This is a genomic window from Paenibacillus sp. strain BS8-2 (assembly GCF_054483835.1).
In genome coordinates, this window is record NZ_CM137010.1 from 3,179,508 (window position 1) to 3,199,968 (window position 20,461).

The following is a 20,461-nucleotide window of genomic DNA, read 5'->3' on the forward strand; positions in this document are numbered from 1 at the left end:
ACAGTATTCTAAAGTCAGCAGGTGATGATGATGGCAAATAAAGAACCACAGCGCCAGCCGAACAAAAACCATGCCACTTATGGCATTCCGTTTTCTGTGCTGGATGTCGCACCAATCGTTCAAGGCGGTACGATAGCAGAATCGCTTCGCAACTCGCGGGATTTGGCTCAAAAAGCCGAAAGCTGGGGCTACAATCGTTACTGGCTCGCCGAACATCATAATTCGCCGAGCATCGCCAGTTCAGCTACATCGGTCGTCATCGGCCACGTTGCCGCAGGCACCTCACATATTCGTGTTGGAGCGGGGGGCATTATGCTTCCGAACCATGCACCTCTTGTCATTGCCGAACAATTCGGCACGCTCGAAGCACTTTTCCCAGGACGTATCGATCTTGGTCTTGGTCGCGCACCAGGTACGGATCAGCTAACCGCCACAGCTCTTCGAGGTGAACGCGGTACGCATGGCGGTAATTTTCCGGATCAGTTAGAGCAGCTACGCGCATTTCTTGATCCCGAAGGTTTCGAGAAGGCGATGGCCGTACGAGCGATTCCGGGTGAAGGTGCAGAAATCCCGATCTGGCTGTTAGGCTCCAGCGACTTTAGCGCGCAGCTGGCAGGTCAACTTGGTCTGCCGTTTGCGTTCGCAGGTCACTTCTCACCGACATATACCGTGCCGGCGATGAAGTTGTATCGCAGTTCCTTCCGACCGTCGGCAGTTCTGGACGAACCGTATGGAATGGTAGCAGTAAACGTAGTCGCAGCGGACACTGATGAAGAAGCGGCTTATCTAGCAACTTCGATGCAGCAGCTGTTCCTTAGTTTCGTGCGCGGACGTCCAGGTCCATTGCAGCCGCCAGTCAAGGATATGGAAGCACTATGGACGCAGCAGGAGAAATATATGCTCCAGCAGCAGCTAGGCTCCTCGATTGCGGGCAGTCCAGAGACGGTCAAGGAAAAGCTGACGCAATATATCGAGGCAACCGGCGCGAATGAAATTATGATCGCCGCCCATATTTATGACCATGACGCGCGTGCGCGTTCTTACGAGATTATTGCGGGTTTGTAAGGTAAAAAGAGCGGTGCTCCCTTTTTCGGAGCCCGCTCTTTATAGTATTGTGCCGCAATAGTCGCAGGAAGCTTCTTGTCCCTTTAATAAGGTTTTGGAGGCGCCGCAGTTTTTGCATGCAATGGTTCGAGGCTTCGGATTTCCGGAAGCCATCGTTGTCGGCTGAACCCTGCGGAGCGGCATGGTAGGTTTCGCCCGTTCAATAGATGAGGCATCGAGCCTTTCCGAATTGGGCGTCGAATGAATGGAATGCGCGGTAGTTGAATGAGCCCCGTCCGTCTCCTCGTCTGCATGCGCTTGCCTGCGGCCGAGCTTTCTTCCATATTTGATGAGGAGGATGGAGGGGATGCCAAAAAGCACTGCAAGAAAAGCCGCAAAAGTGTTAGAATCCTCCATATCGCTCTCGCTTAAACTCATACCTATCATTGCGAGAATAAGCAGCAAGGCCATGCAGACTCCAAGCATAATCATGATTATGCCCCATACGCGCATGATGATGCACCTACTTTATTCATAGTTTGTGATATCAATTCAATAACGTACCGCAATAGTCACAGGCTTCTGGTTGACCGGGGGCAACCACTTTTGAAGCTCCGCAGTTTTTGCATATGGCGGTTTTAGCCTTTTGAGGCTGTGGAGACGAAGCTTTGGTATTGACCGATGGAAGCGATTTTTTTTGTTCGTTTAATTCCTTTGCTCGCTTGTTTAGATGTTTCAACCACTCATCTACTTGATCCGGTGCGCCGCTTTTTGGTTCATAACCCGAGTAGGAATTGGAAGGAGTAGCCGGCGCCGCTCCTGCAAGCCGGACCTCCGATGTCGGCTTCTTTCTCCGAAACAATCGGGCTCCAAAAAAAACAAGCAAAAAACAAGGGGCTCCTAGAAAGAGACACAAAACGATAGCCGCAACGGCTGTGGATGCCGTATCGTTATTTTGCAAAAATATGATGACGAGCACGGGCAGGAACATGGTAACGCCCACCAAAATTCCAATGATAAACATGATAGCTCCAAGAACGCGCACGCTGCTGCTCCTTTCCTAACCCTTGCTGGCGATAAGCTGTTGGTTTCTTTGTTTGATGACGTTCTCCAGCCCGGTAATCGTACGCCGAAGCTCCGGAACGGAGGCCGATTGCTCAGCATAGCCCTGGCCGCTTCTAGACTTGAGCTTGTCCGTCAACAGGCGAAGCTCGATTTGAATGGTGTATTCGACTGAGGCCAGCTCGGGAACGGTGACAGGATCGCTGAAGCGGATGGAATCGACCAGTTGATCAATTTCCCGTTCCAGCATGCGGCGTTCAACCTCGCCCCATAACATCAGCATATTCTTGGCGTTCTGAGCGTCTCGGAGCAAATCATCCCAGTCGGATGTAAGTCGGTCATCCCTGCGCTCTCCGCCGCTGATATGTTTGTTCGACAGATACAGAATGCCTCCCGCAAGAGCGAACCCCAAGAAAAGCAACGCCTGAATGCTCAAATAGAGCACGGACGGAAGAAAGACGAAACAAGCTGCGATAATGGTGCCAAGCCAGTATGTCGCGACGACGTATCCGAAAGCCGCGAAAGAAGCGATCGAGGAGCGAAGCCCGCCCTGGAGAAGGATGGAGACGTACTTCCATGCGATCGTTTCCGCCATTAACAAAGCAAAAATCGCCGCAAGGCTTCGGATATCTCCCGCCGGGAGCGGACTTAAGGTCCAAACGGTAACCAGTGTGAGAACGGCTACCGCAACATAGATGACAAACGCCGCGATCGACGTTTGGTTTCGGCTCTTCATGACGGCTTACCCTCCTTGCGCTTGTCCGGCGCCGCAATGATTGCAGAAGCGGGCGCTGCCGTCGATCGTCACTTGGCAACTGACGCAGGACTTGGGCAGGGAAGTTCCGCAATCCTTGCAGTGAGAGCTGCCTTCCGGCGTATCGGCGCCGCAAGACGGGCAGGCATGATAGCGGTCGCCGCAATGCGCGCAGAACTTGGCACTCGCGACCAGCGGCTTGCTGCACTTATCGCATACGTGCGGTAAAACAGTAAGCGGAGGGGGTGTTACCGGCGCCGTCAAGCTAGTGCCGCAGTCGCTGCAGAACATCGCCCCTTGCAAATTCGCGGTATGACAATTCGCGCACGACGATCCGGTCGGGGCAGCGTTTATGGCTCCCGTTACATGCGTCATTTGGCTGCCCAATGCTCCTCCAAAGGCGTCGCCTAATCTGGCGCTCATGAATAGGGGATGCGCGCTCCCTGGGTTGGTTGCGGCTCCTTCCAATATGTCGAGAGAGCGTTCTTGCTGATACGAATAACCAACAACGTCCATCTCCAGTCGTTTGTTCAGAACCTTGCGAAGTTGGGCGATAGAAGGATCGTCCTCGGGCACATTGATATTTTCGAAATAAAAATGATGTAGTTTGATCCCGAATTCTTCAAGCTCCACCGCGATCTCGCGCTCCACGTGAGCTGAAATATCCCGGACGTAAGCATTGATTTCCAGCGTGCTTATTCCCTTATGCAGCAAGTAGCTCGTCAAAATGCCCGTAATGTTCATCATGACGACGCCGCGCAAATGTTTGCTCAGTTCGTCCCTGGTAAACTCGCGAACCGTGCCGACAAGCTTAAGAAGGAACTTGCGACTATCCTCAATGGTCAGTCCGAATTGGCCGAACGCGCGAACGGGAACGAGGATATTGTATTTGGGATCTTTAATTTGAAGAGGAGTGCTCGTCCCCCACTTCATATCGATGGTGCTGATTTTGTTGACATACCAGACCTCGGCTGTAAACGGCGATCTGCCGCCGAACGGTAGATTGATGATATGATTTAGTATGGGAATGTTCGCCGTGCTGAGCGTATGCCGGCCAGGGCCGAAACTGTCAAGCGCTTTGCCGCTTTTGAACAGGATCGCTTCCTGAGATTGGTTGACGATTAATTGGGTCCATGTTCCCAGTTCTTGATCTGGGAATTTCCATGCGTACACATCAGAAGGACCGTCATATTTCACGACTTCGATTAAAGCCATTGCTTTCACCCCTATATTGGAGATTTGTGCCATTGCAATCTCTTACTATAGTAATCGAAATCAATGTCGAGGGCTATAGATTTAGGAGATTGATAGGGATTAAGGACTATATTTGCCCAGCTGGCGGCATTAGAAACAGCCGGAGAAGCGTCTTTCGCTCCTCCGGCTTATTATCGTCTTCGAATGCGTATTGCCTATGGCATGTTATTCCTTAATCGCCGAGGTCCATCCCCAGAAAAAGGCGTCACGATCCCAGGCGGCTTTCCCGCCATGCATTTTTTTGAAAGCTTTCTTGACTTCCTTGTCTATGGAAGCGTGTCCGCTGTCATTGGTGTAGATGTATGTTTCCCCATAATGTTTCCTAATATGCTCTACCGCATCTGCTTGATATAACATACCTTTATCTTTTAATGCAGCAAACATCCACGATGCAATTGCTGTAACGTTAGCTTCGCTCATAAAGTGAAATTCCTTCCTTTCTCATCGGCCACGTTGCTTTAAGCAGCTTGGTCATTTACTATTTGTTGTAGACGTATAACGGTTGGAATCCGATTAAGCCAATTGTAAGCCAACGGCAAAGGAGGACACTATCGAATGCCATCCTATCAGCCGTTGCCGCAGCCGCCGTCGAGATTGCCGGAGAGAGGTCCGACTAGGCGAGTTAGGCGATTGCGTGGTGTATTGCTGCTGTTGTTCGTGATATCTATTGGAGCGACAATCGCAATACAAAATGCGGATCATCTGGGACGATACGTCCCATTCTTGCGCAAGCCTGCGCCTCCCATTACGGAGCTGCATCCTATCGTGAAGCAGAAGACGGACCAGCTTGTAGAAAGCGCTGCTAAATTGGGCATTACGATTGTAATTACCGACAGCTTCCGCAGTCATGACGAACAGGACAAGCTGTATGCACAAGGAAGGACAGGCAAAGGCCCCATCGTTACGCAAGTGCGTGGCGGCGGCTCCTATCACAATTATGGGCTTGCCGTCGATTTCGCTATACGTACCAAGAAAGGCAGTATCGTGTGGGACATGGAGCTTGATGGCAATCGGAACGGCAAGTCAGACTGGCACGAAGTCGTCGCGGTTGCTAAGAACCTAGGCTTCAGCTGGGGCGGTGATTGGAAATCATTCAAAGATTATCCCCATCTCCAGATGGACTTCGGTTATTCGATATCCGAGCTTCAGCGCGGCTACCGACCTCCGGAGCAGCAGAAAGAGTAAGACAGCAAGGAGTAGTGCGCTATTCTTTCAACAATCCGTACAAATAATCGACGGAACGCATGGCGTATTCTTTGCTCACCAATTTCCCATTGCGCACAAGCAGAAGGCAGGGCACACTTGCAATTTGCCACTGGTCCCTGAGGCGCGGCGTAAAGTTAATATTTGTTTTGTAGAGCGGATAATTCGCACCTGCAGCTTCAACAACTTCCAGCATTCGTTCGGCTACCTTGCAAGTTCCGCATAGCGGAGTCGTAAACAGTACAGCAGTTCTGCCAACATCGGCTGACGCGAGTGCCATTAATTGTTTTTCGTCCAATTCGGTCAGTGACATCGGTCCAGTTCATCCTTTCTTAGTTCTTATTGAACCATCATATCAATCGTCGCAAAAAAATTAAAATTATTTTTGAAACCAACGGAACCTATCCCCGTATGAACCTCTGTGCAACACGGAATCTGTTCATAACCTCCAAAGGGGAGTAGCTGCAACAATAAAGTCGTCATTACGAGAAACTTGTTTCTCCGGCTTTATTGGCAACACCAATACTGGTGTTGTTTGCGAGACCTTTGCTAACTATCGCGTATTCGCGTATGGTGGCAAAGGTCTTTTTTGCGTGTATGGATGGATAGAGGAAGTGTGCGGAGAATGAAAACCAAAATGGGGGGCATGAACATGGAATTAGGATTATTGTTAGAGTATGGATGGGTGCTGCTCGTATTGGTTGCACTAGAAGGATTGCTGGCGGCTGATAATGCGCTCGTGCTGGCGATCATGGTGAAGCATTTGCCGGACGATCAGCGTAAGCGCGCATTGTTCTATGGTTTAGCTGGAGCGTTTGTCTTCCGTTTCCTCTCGTTGTTTGTTATCTCGTTCCTGGTCGATGTATGGCAGGTGCAAGCGATCGGCGCCTTGTATTTACTCTTTATAGCGCTTAATCATATCTTCCGAAAGCTCGTCGTCAAGAAGGGCGAGGCGGATGCCGATAAGGCTAGCGGCAAGGAGAAGAAAAAGAGCGGCTTCTGGATGACGGTGTTCAAGGTAGAAGTTGCAGATATTGCATTCGCAATCGACTCGATTCTTGCAGCGGTAGCGCTGGCAGTTGCGTTGCCTGCATCGGGCTTGCCGAATATTGGCGGCATGGACGGTGGTCACTTCGCAGTTATCTTTATAGGCGGATTTGTTGGACTTCTCATTATGCGTTTCGCGGCTACCTTGTTCGTCAAGCTGCTCGAGAGCAGACCTAGTCTTGAAATCGCAGCGTTCTGTATCGTAGGCTGGGTTGGCGTCAAGTTGGCTGTTCATACACTTGCACATCCTTCGTTGCATGTTATCCCGCATGATTTCGCAGAGTCGACTGGATGGAAGCTTACCTTCTACGGTGTGTTAGTCGCAATCGCGCTAGCGGGCTGGTTCTTGTCCGGCACCAAAGAAGGTAAAGACAAAAAAGCTGTCAAAGCGGTATAATAAGATCCACGTTTAATGATAGTGGAGGAGATCTCGTTTGGCACAGCTCTATTACAAATACGGTACAATGAACAGCGGCAAGTCGTTTGAGATTATAAAAGTAGCTCATAACTACGAGGAGCAGGGCAAGCCGGTCTTGATCTACTCTCCTTCCGTCAGCGCAAGGGGCAGCGTAGATCGGGTCGGCTCGCGCGTAGGCTTCGAGCGTGAAGCGATTCCGGTAGCCGAGGACATGAATATGTACGACAGCGTGAAGGAGAGGATGGCATCCTCGGGCAGAATCTATTGCGTGCTGATCGACGAAGCTCAGTTTCTGAAGCGTCATCACATTCTGGAGCTTACTCGAGTGGTGGACGAGCTTGGGGTCCCGGTCATGGCGTTCGGGCTTAAGAACGACTTTCAGAACCAGCTGTTCGAAGGCAGCTACAATCTGCTCGTGCATGCGGACAAAATCGAGGAGATCAAAACGATCTGCTGGTATTGCGACCGCAAAGCAACGATGGTCATTCGTTTCCGCGATGGCAAGCCGGAGAACTCCGGTGCTCAAATCCAGATTGGCGGCAATGAGGATTATAAGCCCGTCTGTCGGAAGTGCTACAACCGGTCTTTTGAACCGGCTACTGAAGTATAGAGCTAGCCAATGCAGTACCAATAAGCAAAGAAGCTTCCAGACCCGCAATAATAACGGGACCTGGAAGCTTTTTTTGCATGTTACGCGGTTCAGATCATTTCACATCATCTAATCCAGAGCATTAGCCTTCTTTTTGTCGTAATAATAAAGGTTAAAGTTTTTGACGTGGCTGTAATAATATCTGGAGATGCGCAGGATCCGCTTCGGATTCAGATCTTTTTTGTACCAGATCGAATAGAGTACTTTCTTTTGCTTGAAGAGTCCATCAATTTCCTTCGTTAAAGCTGGGTCCGTCACGTATTTGCGCAATACCGCTCTTGGTACGTTGGTCCACATGCCGGTTTGGTTGCCATAAACACAGTCTGAATTTTTGCCGTAGACGACTTGGTCAATCATGGCTGTGATCATGTTCAAGCCCGCCGATCGTACAAAGAAGCTGCTTCTTCCGAGACGCGGGTTGATTTCGAACAGCATGTATTTGCCAGTGCGGCTGTCGTATTTCATGTCAATGTTGGAGTAGCCCACATACCCGATCTGCTCAAGGAAGGTCTTAATCTTGTGATAGATGGCCATATCGGAGCGTGAGATAATCGCCGCATAGTTGCCTAATGTCTTAGGTGCGTATTCCTCCAGCACAGGCTGTCCAAGACACATCATCTTCACAACGCCATCGTTGTCGGAGAAGCTGTTGATGACACGCATGGAGCTATCCTCGCCAGGTATAAACTCCTGAATGATCAGCTTGCCTTCGTAATCGGATTTGTTCATGCTGCGGACCATCGTGTAGTATTCTTCTTTATTTTTGAAGAAAAACACTTTTTTCTTGCCTTCGAATTCACTGTGCAAATAGGCGTATGCGTTGCTGTTCTCAGGCTTCACAATAATCGGAAATTGGAATTCCATTTGATCCAGCGCGCTTTCGCGTTCTTGAGGCTCGCATACGATTGTTTTGGGATAGTCCAGTCCGTACTGCTCGCATAGCTTGTAGAACTTGTCCTTCGTATCGAGCGTGTCGAGAAGCTCGCGAGAGATGAACCGGTTGGCGATCAGCCCTTTGAACTTGTCGTAATGACGTGTTAGCAACCCGGCGTAATAGTCTGAGCAAGGGATAACGATCAGCTTGCGGTTGGGTGATGCATGTTTCTGTAAGATGGACAGGAGAGCTCCCGGGAAAACGTCATCACGGTCAAAATCATCGAACCGCACGAGATCGAACAGCTTGCTATTCATAGTTGGGATTAACAATCGGCTGCACAGCAGCAACGGTTTGATCCCATATGCCTCGTGGATGAGTCTAACGTTGCCATATGCGTTCTCATCGCTTCCGAGTATGATAGGCAGAAAATCGTTGTTGGTCATGGTATCTCCTTGTTCGGTAAGTTATATAGTCGTATGATCTCAGTCTACAGTCTAATCCTTAACAATGCCAATCTACAACTTAATTTTTGTAGCGGGGCTGCAGCTTGAAATCCCTATGCCGTTCGGGCATGATGGGAACATAAGGGAACAAGGGGAGGGCGAGACATGGCGGATGAAATCAGAGGTATTGGCTCCAGGGAGAAACATGCCCGGCTGCTTCTGGACAGCTATAGGAGATTAACGGGCAAGGCGTTAATGGAAATCCCGGAAGGGGCAGATCCAGCGGAAATAATCGAACATGCGACATCGGTTGTACTGTCGCACGATACGGAGCTCGATCCCGTGCTCAACTACGGAAACGAAAGCGCGATGCAGCTTTGGGAGATGGATTGGGATACGTTCACGAGGACGCCGTCCAGGTTGACTGCGGAGCCCATGGAGCGAGAGGAGAGGGCCCGGTTTCTCGCCAAAGTGGCGGAGCGAGGGTATGTCGACGATTATACCGGCATTCGCGTTTCCAGCACGGGCAAACGATTCTATATCGTGGGTGCGACCGTATGGAACCTGATCGACGATGAAGGCGTCACCCGCGGACAAGCGGCTACGTTTGCGGAGTATCGGCGACTGGAGGATCTAAAAGGAGGCGATGGGGGATGACTATCTCCATCGGTCTCGCCGGTTGGGGCGATCACGATACGCTGTATCCGGCCGGGACCAAACAAGGGGACAGGCTGAACGTTTATGGCAGCCACTTCCCCGTCGTGGAAGTGGATAGCACGTTCTATGCCATCCAGCCGCGGGAACGGTTCGAAGCGTGGGTGAGCGGCACGCCGTCAACTCTCTCCTTCGTAGTCAAAGCCTATCAAGGCATGACGGGCCATCAGCGGGGACCGGCTGCCGCAGGCAATGATTCGGCGGCGATGACTGAGGCGTTCTGCCGCATGCTCGAGCCCGCGCTGGAGAGCGGGAGGCTTACGGCGGCGCTATTTCAGTACCCGCCTTGGTTCGACTGCGTGAACAAAAACGTAAAGGAACTACGGGAGATGAAGCGCCGAATGGAAGGGTTCCCTTGTGCGCTCGAATTCCGTCATCAGAGTTGGTTCGAGGGCTCCATGCGAGAGCGGAGTCTTGATTTCATGCGCGGAGAGGGCTGGATCCATAGCGTATGCGACGAACCACAGGCAGGCATCGGCAGTATTCCTGAGGTGCTTGAGGTTACGGATGCAGAGACGACCATCGTCCGGTTCCATGGACGCAACGTTGCGAATTGGAATAACGGGGGCGGGCCCAATTGGCGAGAGGTTCGTTACTTGTACCACTATTCGGATTCGGAGCTTAAGGAGTGGGAAGGGAAACTTAGGACGCTCGCCAAGCAGTCCAAGCAGGTAGCGGTCATCTTCAACAATAACTCCGGCGGTCATGCTGCCGGCAATGCCAAAAGGTTGATGGCGATGCTTGGACTAACGAAGCCTGGCGGAGGAGACCCGCTGGAATCGCCGCCTCCCCCGCCGGAACAACTCGAGCTCTTTTAGCCCGGGTTATTGGTATTCTAGCGGTATTCCCTCAATACTTAAGCTTCAGCAAACTTCTCTCCTGCACAAACGTCGATGTATTGAAGAGGAACAGGACGTCTGTAATATCGTTCTGCTCCATGTAATCGCTGATGCTGCCGTTGTAATAACGAATATCGATCATATGCAGCTCATTAACGTGGTTGGTTAGGAACGGCAGCACGCTGTGGGCATAGGAATCCTTGACGATCAACAGCTTGTCGAGGTCGGTCTCTCCCACCTGGTGATCGCTTGTGACCGTAACGAGCGCATGCACCCCTCCTTGGAAGTATGCGTATTTGTCTTTCTTCCTAAGGAAACTCTCGTCGTATAAGGAGTCTCTAGTTTCGTCCGTATCGGCAATATACATCTCAACGGCGAGGTTGTTCTTAGGCTCGTACATTTCGATGGAATCAGGAGTGGTACCGCCGAATTGACCTTTGGTATGATAGCTGCCCAGGAACGAGTCCGATACCGTCTGAATATTAAAGTCTTGCTCCGCAAGCGGCTCCCAGCCCATCGAATCGGCATAAGCACGATAAGCGAGATATGCGCCATATGTGGTCCAGTGGTGGTCCGTGCGGTAATAAAGTGAGCGATCACGATCCGCCCCAGATAAGAAAGTGAAGCCGTCAAGGAACGTTAGACGATTGCTTAGCCTCTGTTCCGCCAACGTATGTACTTCCTGTTGTGGATAGGCATCGGCGAGCCATGGCAGACGCTCCGGATACAAGCCAATGGAGTTAGGCGCCAGCATAAACGTGATGCCGGCACCTTGATGATTCGTGGCGAATTGACCTATAGCATCTACATATGAACCTACTTCGTTCATGTCTGGTTTGGCGAATGATTCGAGCAAATAACCATCGTCGCCGAGGAATATCCCGTTGTTTTCTTTCTGCAGACGAAGCTGCTCTAGGAGCGACTTGCCGGCGATGAATGAGTTCCGGAACGGGAAGTGGTCGGTTACATACAGCTCTGCATCCTTGGCATAATCTTGGGACCAGATACGCTCCCACGTCAATTCAGGTTTATCCTGCAAATTACGATTCTCCAGTTCCGAGAAGATGGTCTTGGGCTGCAGTACGAACACTAGCAGCAGACCGGCAAGCAAGGAGAGGAAGCCGCCGATATAGAGCCGATCTGTCCATTTGGTCGTCATAGGTGAAGTTCCTCTCTGCTAGAAGCGGAAATATAGAAACGGATTAAACGTGGCATCGACAAGGTAGGCGACAGACATGATTAGCAATAGCGCATGCCAGCCTAGACCTGCAAGAGAACGGAATAGAGTAGCGTTGTCACCTTTTGCAGGCGCAGATGAGCGATTCCAATTAAGTGAAGCCAGTACGAGCAGAATAAGCAAAATGGCGTTTGTATAAAGCAAGTAGAAAGTGTGCTGGTCGGCCCATACGCCGCTGCCGCCGAACATCGTACCAAGGAATGCCGTGATGTCGCCTGTTTCCTCAAATGCGAACAGCACCCATCCGATTAGAATCAGCGTGATTGCGTACAGGTGGCTGATCCAACGCGGACAGCTCTTCAGGAGACGTAATACAAATAATTTTTCCGCGATCAGGATGACGCCAAAGTAAAGACCCCAGAAGAGAAAATTCCAGCTGGCTCCGTGCCAAATACCCGTTAGCATCCATACGATGAGGATGTTGCGCAGTTGCTTGAAGAGACCTGATCGATTGCCTCCGAGCGGAATATAAACATAATCCCGGAACCAGGCGCCAAGCGAGATATGCCATCGTCGCCAGAAATCGGTCATACTGGTTGCCGTGTATGGTTTGTTGAAGTTTTCGTTGAACCGGAAGCCAAACATCAGCCCGAGTCCGATAGCCATGTCCGAATACCCGCTGAAATCAAAGTAGATCTGGAACGCAAATGCGATGATGCCGATCCAAGCCGTAAGTGCCGGCATGCCCTCGAACCCCCCTGACGCCGAAACATCCTGCCAGAGCATCCCGATATTGTTGGCAAGCAGCACCTTCTTGGCGAGACCGATCGTGAAACGCCGTATACCCTCGGCAAACATAGCGGAATCGACAGTTCGCTCGCGTAGTTGTTTCGCAATCGTGTTGTATTGTACGATTGGTCCCGCAACGAGCTGAGGGAACAGTGATACGAACGTGGCGAAGTCAACCCAGTTGCGCTGTGCTTTCGTTTGTCTGCGGTAAATATCAATGATATAGCTCATCGACTGAAACGTGTAGAACGAAATACCGATAGGCAGCGGCAGATCAGTGAGCGGAATCGACGTGCCGATTACCGCGTTGACATTGCCGATAAGAAAGTCTGCGTATTTGAAGAAGCCGAGTACACCTAAATTAACGAGTATGGACGACACGAGCACAGCCTTGCGGCTGCGCTCATTCATCCCTGGTTTGTCTAACAATAAGCCAAATAGATAGTCCGTCAATGTGGAGAATAACATTAATACGATATAGATGGGCTCTCCCCACGCATAAAACACTAAACTAGCCATAAACAGCAATAGGTTTTTGATGCGCCAAGGCGATACATAATACAAGAGCAGGACGACTGGCAGGAACAGGAACAGAAACAATAGGCTGCTAAATACCATCAGACTTCGTTCACTTTACGATTTGTTCGAACTTAGCAGCCACGTCTTCAGCATCTTCCGCGATGACGAAGAACACGAAGTTGCCTTTGGTTACAAGCTTATAATTTTTGGCATTCTCATATTGATCCGGCAAATATTGCTCGAACGACTTCTGTACGGCAGCTGCACGTTTCTTAATGCCTTCTTCTACAGCGGGGATATCCTCGACGTCCTTCACCTGGAAGACGGCGAACTCGGTTGTGGAGATGTTCATCATAGGCATCAAAACTACGTAGTCTTGGAACAAGCCAGCGTCGAGTTGATACATATCTTGCAGCATTGTTGCGTCGGGCTCGATGAATGCAGGGCGATTGCTACTGTCAACTAATTCGTCGATGACGTACCGAGAAGTGCCTTCTTTGGCAGGTTCCTTATCGCCTTCGCCGTTGCTTCCCTCATTCGTATCATTGTCTGCTATAGGTGTTTCCGTCTCAGTAGCCGTAGCCGTAGCCGTAGCCGTGCTGGTGGCAGTTGGTTCTGCATTTCCTTTATTGTTATCAGCGCCGCAAGCGGCAAGCGCGATACCCATAGCCAGAATCATCATCATGTTCATAACTCGTTTTTTCATTGATTCCATCTCCTTGTTAATCGTAATGACTTCTAAGTTGTACGTACACCGCTTCTGACGAGCCCTCTTGACGGAATGTTGCATACGAGGCGCTTATGGATTTTTTTGCTATGGAAAGCGGATGCTCATCCAAAGGGGTCGCAGATCACGTCCCATCTGTGATAGAATGCTTACTAAGAGCAATTCCGCGCGTGGAGCGCTAGCAGTAGGAGGACGAAAATGGAGTATATCAGTACTAGAGGCAAAATTGGTTCAATCGGCTTTATCGATGCGTTTATGATGGGGCTTGCGGACGACGGAGGTCTACTGGTTCCGAAGGAGATTCCGGTCATAACTCAAGAAACGCTGAAGGAGTGGCAGTCGCTTAGCTATCAGGAGCTTGTGCTCGCGATCTTCTCGCATTTCACCAATGATGAAATTCCAGAGGCAGATCTCAAGGCAATGGTCGAAGCTAGCTACGGCACATTCCGCGATCCTGAGGTCACGCCGGTACGCCGTATCCGTGACGACTTGTATTTGCTGGAGCTGTTCCATGGTCCAACCTTTGCATTCAAAGACATTGCGCTGCAGTTCATGGGACAATTCTATTCGTACGTTGCTAAGAAAACAGGGAAAAAAATTCATATATTAGGCGCGACATCCGGAGACACGGGTGCTTCTGCGATTGAAGGCGTGAAGGGCAAAGAAGGCATCAAGATTTGTATTCTGCATCCGACTGGCAAGGTCAGCAAAGTACAAGAGCTTCAGATGACGACAGTACAGGAAAACAATGTGCTCAATTTGTCCGTAGAAGGAAACTTCGACGATTGCCAGCGCATGATCAAGGAGCTTTTCGCGGATCTGGACTTTAAGTCGACCAACCATTTGGCGGCGATCAACTCCATCAATTTTGTGCGGATCCTGGCACAGACGGTCTATTACTTCTACTCATACTTCCAAGTGGCGAAAGCGACAGGCAAGTGGGAACCAATCAATTTCAGCGTTCCGACGGGCAACTTCGGCGACATCTTTGCCGGTTACGTGGCGAAACGAATGGGATTGCCTGTGGGCAAGCTGATCCTGGCAACAAACGAAAATAATATTCTTGAGCGTTTCATCCACGAAGGTGTGTATATGCCAGGAGACTTCCGCATGACGTACAGCCCTTCCATGGATATTCAAGTGGCAAGCAACTTCGAGAGATATTTGTATTACGTGCTGGATGAGGATGCTGCCGAGGTGAGTCGTCTGATGGAGCAATTCAAGACGGAAGGCGAGATCAGCATCTCCGAGCATGCGCTGAGCAAAGTGCAAGCCGAGTTCGGGGCTCACGGCGTAGCCGGACAAGAATGTCTGGACACGATCTCCGACTACCAAGCCAAATACGGATACCTGCTGGATCCTCATTCGGCTTGTGGTGTTGCGGCGGCAGATCGCTGCGGACCGGAGGGCGAGATCAGTATCTCGCTGGCGACGGCGCATCCAGCCAAGTTCGATGAAGCGATTCGTCTCTGCGGCATCGAGCAGAAGTTCCCTGTGCAAATCGCTTCATTGTTCGATAAGCCTCAGCGTCAGACTTTGGTTGACGGCAAGCTGGAAGAGATCACGAAAGAATTGATTGGGTTCTATAACGCTTAATTAAATACAGCAGCCTGGGCTGATGGCCGTTCGCGATATTCGCGGACGGTTTTTTGTATAATGGCCCTCATTGTGATCCAACGTTCTTTCGGAAATAGCCCATGATGGCCAAAAAACCTGGAATCGCGATCGTAAATACCACGGCGAGTACGGACCAGCTCTTTGGCGTAAATTCCAGAAATTCTGAAGTGCTTTTATAGACAGAGATTGATAACACCAAGATTATCATGCCTAGCGGAAAGGTAAGAGGTTTCAGATTTTTCATGCCGATACTATTGGCTACGATCTCGCAGGAAACGTAGAAGCAGACCGTAATCTTGACGAAGACGGCAATTAACCAGAGAATCGCCATTACCGCCTCGATGCGTTGCAGGAAATTGCCGACATTAATGGTCTTGGCTAAGATATAGCTGGGATATAACATGCCGCCGGTCATATCCGCGCCGAGTACAAGGATGGAGAACAGCGTCATTAGGCAAATGATCACGGAGCCGAACAAGGTTCCGATCAAGAAGGCCTTCCCTGCTTTGTTCGTCTTGCTCACATATGGGAGCAAGAACATAAGGACAACCTGCTCCTGCAAGGAGAAATAATAAAAGGCCGCGACGCTCAGTGTATTAGGTTTCGCCTCCAGAATGGGGAGCATATTGTTGATATCGAGTTGCGGCAGGAGGAGGAGAAGCATGCTTATAATGAACAGCAGGACCCAAGGGAAAAACAGTTCAGAGGTTCGTGCAAGATTGTCAATCCCCATACGCGCGGCTACGATGGTAACAAAAACGAGCAGAAGATGAATAACTTCGATCGGCGTGTCCGGAATAATATACGTTGTCATGAATCCACCGACGACTCTGAGCAAGAAAGCGGACAGCAAGATGACATAACTCAGAAAGAAGAGCATGGTTAGTCGTCCGCCCCACTTCCCTAACAGCTTGTCGGCGTATTGCGGAATGGTAAGGCTTCCGGCTTGTCTGCCAATTCGGTTGTAGAGCAAAATGGTGATGAGATTCAGGATAACACCAAGGGCGCTTGCGATCCAGCCATCCTGCTTGGCCATAGCGGTGACAGGAGTCGCGCCGAATAGAATCGTTGTTCCGATTGTGAAGTGAATCGTCAGTATGGTGAACTGTGTTAGGGACATGCTTCTTGTAGGTGTCACGTTAAGGGTCGCGATCGTAATCCCCTCCTTCCTATCTTTATTCCGATCCCAGCTTTGACCATTGCTCGATGGCTGTGCTTGCAGGTGAAAGGACGCGGGTCAGGAAGGGGATAGGGCTTGGCAAGCTCAGCGATTCACTCTCATAAATGCACAGTGCTGATGCTGCGGTTAAAAGGAGAGTGAAAAATAACCAGTCTCTCCACTGTCGCCTCTTCAACAACGTTCTTCCATCCCATAGATAGATGACTGCCGAAGACAGCAGCACTAACAAGGTGACCCACATTCTCATCTCTCCTTACTCATTGCTGCGGAATTTGAAAGTATTCGCCATCGTCCCGATGCCGCGAATTTTGATGTTGGCTTTAATCTCGATCGGCATGCCGGAAAAATGTTCGTTCCAGTCGTGTTTTAGCTTGCTCCACTCACGTCGATTACTTCTGTGGAACGCGTAGCCAAAGCCGAAAATGTCCGATTTATAGGTGTTTTGGGCCAAACTTATCGTGTCAGAAATGCCCTCCACCATTCTGTGCTCCGCTTCACGCTGAATCTTTTCAATGTTTTGTTGCTTCGATAGATCGAGGGAGCATTCGGCTTCGGGTATAGCAGCTTCTGCTTCAACCAGCACGCTTCCGTAGGGTTGTCCGTCTTTCATCCCGGTTTTCATTCTTGAATGGGTTCGTACTAACTCCAAAGCCATGGTGCCGCCATCGGGGCAACGTATATCGCCAATCGTCGTTCTCACTTTGTCCGCTACAAAATTGTAGCCCTTGCTATTCTTTTCGTTGAGCCAGCCGACCAACTTGTCCCCCTTAAATATGGAAAGTCCCGAGAATTGCAGGTAGCTGGGCGATAGAATTTGCTTCACATTATCGAGTGAATCAGAAGGAATATCTCCTCCCTTATGTATCCGTACCCCAGTTAATATGAGCTCCTTACCAGGATTGAGCAGCGTGCGAAGCAGCATGTTAGTTGTAATTGCCGATGTTGGCGCCCACAATCTCTCGGATAGCAGCAGGGACGAAAATAAAGAATCGGCTGGGAGTTTATTAAGTGGTGTAAGTACCTTCAGCGTATCTTGGGCCGTAGCGTCTCTTGCAATAATGACATAATAATCCGGTCTTAATTCTTGGCTGCGAAAAAGGAAGTCCATAATATCCCCGATACCCGAGCGGGCGAGCGCTTCGCCAAGCACAAGAATACGGAGATGGGAGAAATAGATTCTTCGTGGGCTCATGGTCGTCATCTTGCGAAGCGCGCCGATAATGGTACGATCTTCTGCCTCGAACATCGTAACAGGTGCTCTCCCGCTTGAGCCCTTGCCTTCTGCCGCCTCGCTAGGGTCTACTACCTGAACGGATACGCCGTACTGACCATTCTTCTTCTTGTCGATTCCAAGACCGATGGCAATACCAATTTCATTAAGCTCCATTCGGTTCCAACAGCCGGTTAGTATAGGCAGCAAGACGGCACTTACGAGTATGACGGCGATCAAACGGATTTTCACAGCGTCAGTTCCCTTCTTTTCCCTGCCGGGCCTGCAGCGAGACGGGCTTGGTAGTATCGGATCTGATTGTGTTCTTGGTGCCCAAATATGTAGGGCGTTTGAATAAATTCCAAGCCGGTAAGCGGAGAATCGCATCACCCTGATCGGCGATAGTGAGCGGGGCGAATGGTCCCATATAAGGCACGCCGAACGATCGCAGGCTTACCAGGTGCATGACTAACAGGATGAGCCCGATCAGAATGCCGTACAAGCCAAAGGTTGCTGCAAGTCCAATAAACAAAAACCGGATCATGCGGATGGAGATCGACATGCTGTAAGACGGGAACATAAAGCTGGAAATTGCCGTGATGGAAACGACAATGACCATACCTGCGGATACGATCCCGGCTGTAACAGCCGATTGTCCAATAACGAGCGTGCCAACGATGGAGATCGCTTGTCCGATGGCGCGAGGCATTCGGAGCCCTGCTTCCCGAAGGATTTCGAGCGTCATCTCCATCATGACCGCTTCAATAAATGCGGGAAAGGGAACCCCCTCCCGCTGAGAGGCTAGGCTGATCAGCAGCGAAGTGGGGAGCATCTCCTGATGATAGGTTGTAATTCCTACGTAGAGAGAAGGTCCGAGCAGAGCGATAAAAAAGCTGACGAAACGCATGATACGAATAAGGCTGCTGAAGTAGTAGCCTTGGTAATAATCTTCGGCTGATTGGAAGAATTGAACGAAGATTGCTGGCACTAGCAGAACAAAAGGGGTTCCCTCAACGATGATCGCGACTCTGCCTTCAAGCAAACCTGCCGCGATCGTATCAGGCCTTTCGGTGTTATAGATCGTCGGAAAGGGCGAATAAGGTTTGTCTTGAATCAGCTCTTCGATCGTATTGCTCTCCAAGATTCCGTCAATGTCGATTTGACTGAGACGGGTCTTTACCTCTTCGACGATACCTTCATCAGCTATACCCTTTATATAAACCACGGCTACATTTGTTTTGGTTACTCTGCCCATTGGTTTTATTGTGATCCACAGGTTGGGGTCCTTGATTCTTCTCCGGATGAGGGAAGTGTTGATTATCAGACTCTCGGAGAAAGCCTCTTTTGAGCCGCGCACAACCGATTCCGCAGTCGTCTCCGGTACGCCGCGGTTCTCCCATCCTGCCATACAGAACAATAGGGCATGTTCTTCTCCATCAACAAGCAGAACAACAAAACCTCCCGCCAGATGGTCGCACCAAAGCTCAGGATCGTTTAGCAGAGCAACATTGTTAACCGGAAGGGTCGCGTTTTTGAGCCGCTCCATGAGTGCGGGTCCAACTGCGTGATCATGATGCTCGGTGTGGTAATCCTCTTCTTGCAAGGCTCTCATTAAATAGTCGTTAATCGAGTTACAGTCGGATAGTCCGTCGATAAAAGCGAGGCATGCCCGCCGCAAACCTCCACTAGAGCCGAAGGTGAATTCTCTTAGAATCAGATCTCCGCTGTGGCCTAATTGCTCGCGGATCAGATTGATGCATGAATCGAGTTCGGCGCTGCGTTTCATGATGGTAGTCCCCCGTGCCAAGTATTTCGTGATGTAACAAGTGTTTCCATTGCGGCATTAATACATGCACGGAAGGCGACTCAGATGAAGGCGGAAGAGGAGAGTGGGAAAGAAAAAAGCCTCGGAAGCATTAGCTTGACCGAAGCGTCGAAGGGGTTTGTTTTTTATGTTTTTTGAATGTACGGCTGAAATAGTAGATATCGTTGAAGCCCGCTGCTACAGCGATCTCTGATATCGTGAGCGGGGAGTGGCGCAGCATATATTCCGCTTTATTGAGCCTAGTTGCTGTTACATATTCGGTGACGGTACGGCCTGTCAATTGCTTGAACAGGCGGCTGAAGTGGAAGCGGCTCAGCCCGGCCATATCGGATAGAAGCTCGACCGTCAAGGGCTCCTTGAAATGCTGATCAATATAGTTCAGTACCGGCTCGAATCGCTCGATGTTTTTCATCCGCTCCGCATATTCGTCCTTGGTGAGCACGCTTGAAACATGTCCTCGGAGCAGAAGGGTTAAGAGGCGATACAGCTCCGACTTAACGGCAAGCTCGAAGCCGAATGAGCGTGTATGAAGCTCGTGCGCGATCGATTGAACACAGGCGTTGGTCTCTTCATTGCCCCGGATATGGTTGCGAAATAGGATTCGATTCTGGATGATGGGTGCGATGAACTTGGTTTCGGCTGCATCGTCGAACTGACTATGAAGCAGGGAGGTATCGACAATGAGTGCATAATAAAACAAATCAGATGATCTGCTCATTCCGTAGTGAAGCTCGTTGCTGTTTACGACAATTAGATCGCCGGGCTGTACGTCGTAGGGAGTTGACCCGCATTCGATCGTCGCAGTGCCGGCTTCAATATAAAGGAATTCGAGATGAGCATGCCAATGGTGGGGAAATAACGTCGTATCTGCATGCTCGAAGTAAGCGCGATGCACTTTTATCGGAAACCGCGGATCTGGCATATTCATAGGCTCTCTTAAATTCTCGAAGTTGTCGGTCATGACGTTCCTCCATTCTATCACAGCACAAATATACAAATTATCCGCACGGCTTTGCATGGCTTACAGGGCTAATTACATTATAATACGGAAGTGTATATATACCAACGCTTAATGGCACAACGCAGTGAACAAAATCATCCCAATAATGATGT

The 20,461-nt window shown here is 50.2% G+C and carries 22 protein-coding genes; 7 read left to right on the forward strand and 15 right to left on the reverse strand.

The window, feature by feature from the left end:
• Nucleotides 1-30: 30 nt before the first annotated feature.
• Nucleotides 31-1,065: an LLM class flavin-dependent oxidoreductase gene (locus tag ACX1C1_RS13580; protein WP_458952732.1), complete on the forward strand. Its 1,035-nt coding sequence runs from the start codon at nt 31-33 to the stop codon at nt 1,063-1,065.
• Between the two features lie 39 nt (nt 1,066-1,104).
• Here the strand turns inward: ACX1C1_RS13580 and ACX1C1_RS13585 are convergent, their stop codons facing one another.
• The 5 genes from ACX1C1_RS13585 to ACX1C1_RS13605 all read right to left on the reverse strand — a co-directional run bounded on the left by ACX1C1_RS13585 (nt 1,105) and on the right by ACX1C1_RS13605 (nt 4,534).
• Nucleotides 1,105-1,536 carry a hypothetical protein gene (locus ACX1C1_RS13585; RefSeq protein ID WP_458952733.1) on the reverse strand — a complete coding sequence of 144 codons (432 nt, stop codon included), beginning with the start codon at nt 1,534-1,536 and terminating at the stop codon, nt 1,105-1,107.
• 55 nt (nt 1,537-1,591) lie between these two features.
• Nucleotides 1,592-2,068, reverse strand: a complete 477-nt coding sequence (locus tag ACX1C1_RS13590) for a hypothetical protein (RefSeq protein ID WP_458952734.1) — start codon at nt 2,066-2,068, stop codon at nt 1,592-1,594.
• Between the two features lie 36 nt (nt 2,069-2,104).
• Nucleotides 2,105-2,842 carry a hypothetical protein gene (locus ACX1C1_RS13595; RefSeq protein WP_458952735.1) on the reverse strand — a complete coding sequence of 246 codons (738 nt, stop codon included), beginning with the start codon at nt 2,840-2,842 and terminating at the stop codon, nt 2,105-2,107.
• A gap of 6 nt (nt 2,843-2,848) precedes the next feature.
• Entirely contained in the window at nt 2,849-4,075 is a 1,227-nt protein-coding gene (locus ACX1C1_RS13600) for an SPFH domain-containing protein (RefSeq protein WP_458952736.1), read from the reverse strand.
• 204 nt (nt 4,076-4,279) lie between these two features.
• Nucleotides 4,280-4,534 (reverse strand): DUF6953 family protein, encoded by a 255-nt coding sequence (locus tag ACX1C1_RS13605; RefSeq protein WP_458952737.1) that lies wholly within the window; start codon nt 4,532-4,534, stop codon nt 4,280-4,282.
• Nucleotides 4,535-4,669: 135 nt separating this feature from the next.
• On the opposite strand from ACX1C1_RS13605, the gene ACX1C1_RS13610 reads away from it, so the two are divergent.
• Nucleotides 4,670-5,299, forward strand: a complete 630-nt coding sequence (locus tag ACX1C1_RS13610; RefSeq protein ID WP_458952738.1) for a M15 family metallopeptidase — start codon at nt 4,670-4,672, stop codon at nt 5,297-5,299.
• A 19-nt stretch (nt 5,300-5,318) separates the two neighbouring features.
• Here ACX1C1_RS13610 and ACX1C1_RS13615 read toward each other — a convergent pair whose 3' ends face one another.
• Nucleotides 5,319-5,630, reverse strand: a complete 312-nt coding sequence (locus ACX1C1_RS13615; protein WP_458952739.1) for a thioredoxin family protein — start codon at nt 5,628-5,630, stop codon at nt 5,319-5,321.
• Between the two features lie 339 nt (nt 5,631-5,969).
• Here ACX1C1_RS13615 and ACX1C1_RS13620 point away from each other — a divergent pair, with 339 nt between their 5' ends.
• Together ACX1C1_RS13620 and ACX1C1_RS13625 are read left to right on the forward strand one after the other, a co-directional pair.
• Nucleotides 5,970-6,761: a TerC family protein gene (locus ACX1C1_RS13620; protein ID WP_458957676.1), complete on the forward strand. Its 792-nt coding sequence runs from the start codon at nt 5,970-5,972 to the stop codon at nt 6,759-6,761.
• 37 nt (nt 6,762-6,798) lie between these two features.
• Nucleotides 6,799-7,392: a thymidine kinase gene (locus tag ACX1C1_RS13625; protein ID WP_458952740.1), complete on the forward strand. Its 594-nt coding sequence runs from the start codon at nt 6,799-6,801 to the stop codon at nt 7,390-7,392.
• 108 nt (nt 7,393-7,500) lie between these two features.
• On the opposite strand, the gene ACX1C1_RS13630 is transcribed toward ACX1C1_RS13625, so the two are convergent.
• Complete coding sequence (locus ACX1C1_RS13630) at nt 7,501-8,751, reverse strand: carboxylate--amine ligase (protein ID WP_458952741.1); 1,251 nt, start codon at nt 8,749-8,751, stop codon at nt 7,501-7,503.
• Between the two features lie 165 nt (nt 8,752-8,916).
• Here ACX1C1_RS13630 and ACX1C1_RS13635 point away from each other — a divergent pair, with 165 nt between their 5' ends.
• The gene (locus ACX1C1_RS13635; protein WP_458952742.1) at nt 8,917-9,408 is read left to right on the forward strand and encodes an MEKHLA domain-containing protein; all 492 of its coding nucleotides are present in this window, start codon (nt 8,917-8,919) and stop codon (nt 9,406-9,408) included.
• The gene (locus ACX1C1_RS13640; RefSeq protein ID WP_458952743.1) at nt 9,405-10,283 is read left to right on the forward strand and encodes a DUF72 domain-containing protein; all 879 of its coding nucleotides are present in this window, start codon (nt 9,405-9,407) and stop codon (nt 10,281-10,283) included. The genes ACX1C1_RS13635 and ACX1C1_RS13640 overlap by 4 nt, the downstream gene beginning before the upstream one ends.
• 31 nt (nt 10,284-10,314) lie before the next feature.
• Here the strand turns inward: ACX1C1_RS13640 and ACX1C1_RS13645 are convergent, their stop codons facing one another.
• From ACX1C1_RS13645 to ACX1C1_RS13655, 3 genes are read right to left on the reverse strand one after another with little or no spacing between them, the layout of a single operon-like run.
• Nucleotides 10,315-11,463 carry a DHHW family protein gene (locus ACX1C1_RS13645; RefSeq protein ID WP_458952744.1) on the reverse strand — a complete coding sequence of 383 codons (1,149 nt, stop codon included), beginning with the start codon at nt 11,461-11,463 and terminating at the stop codon, nt 10,315-10,317.
• Between the two features lie 18 nt (nt 11,464-11,481).
• Complete coding sequence (locus ACX1C1_RS13650; protein WP_458952745.1) at nt 11,482-12,888, reverse strand: MBOAT family O-acyltransferase; 1,407 nt, start codon at nt 12,886-12,888, stop codon at nt 11,482-11,484.
• Between the two features lie 10 nt (nt 12,889-12,898).
• Entirely contained in the window at nt 12,899-13,495 is a 597-nt protein-coding gene (locus ACX1C1_RS13655; protein ID WP_458952746.1) for a DUF4358 domain-containing protein, read from the reverse strand.
• Nucleotides 13,496-13,714: 219 nt separating this feature from the next.
• Between ACX1C1_RS13655 and thrC the strand changes: the two genes are divergently transcribed.
• Nucleotides 13,715-15,112 carry a threonine synthase gene (thrC, locus tag ACX1C1_RS13660; protein WP_458952747.1) on the forward strand — a complete coding sequence of 466 codons (1,398 nt, stop codon included), beginning with the start codon at nt 13,715-13,717 and terminating at the stop codon, nt 15,110-15,112.
• Nucleotides 15,113-15,179: 67 nt separating this feature from the next.
• Here thrC and ACX1C1_RS13665 read toward each other — a convergent pair whose 3' ends face one another.
• From ACX1C1_RS13665 to ACX1C1_RS13685, 5 genes are all read right to left on the reverse strand, one after another.
• The gene (locus tag ACX1C1_RS13665; RefSeq protein WP_458952748.1) at nt 15,180-16,253 is read right to left on the reverse strand and encodes a GerAB/ArcD/ProY family transporter; all 1,074 of its coding nucleotides are present in this window, start codon (nt 16,251-16,253) and stop codon (nt 15,180-15,182) included.
• A gap of 55 nt (nt 16,254-16,308) precedes the next feature.
• Nucleotides 16,309-16,560 (reverse strand): hypothetical protein, encoded by a 252-nt coding sequence (locus tag ACX1C1_RS13670; protein WP_458952749.1) that lies wholly within the window; start codon nt 16,558-16,560, stop codon nt 16,309-16,311.
• A gap of 6 nt (nt 16,561-16,566) precedes the next feature.
• Nucleotides 16,567-17,775 (reverse strand): Ger(x)C family spore germination protein, encoded by a 1,209-nt coding sequence (locus tag ACX1C1_RS13675; protein ID WP_458952750.1) that lies wholly within the window; start codon nt 17,773-17,775, stop codon nt 16,567-16,569.
• Between the two features lie 4 nt (nt 17,776-17,779).
• Nucleotides 17,780-19,309, reverse strand: coding sequence for a spore germination protein (locus tag ACX1C1_RS13680; RefSeq protein ID WP_458952751.1), 1,530 nt, complete (start codon nt 19,307-19,309; stop codon nt 17,780-17,782).
• Between the two features lie 130 nt (nt 19,310-19,439).
• Complete coding sequence (locus ACX1C1_RS13685; protein WP_458952752.1) at nt 19,440-20,309, reverse strand: helix-turn-helix domain-containing protein; 870 nt, start codon at nt 20,307-20,309, stop codon at nt 19,440-19,442.
• Between the last annotated feature and the right edge of the window lie 152 nt (nt 20,310-20,461).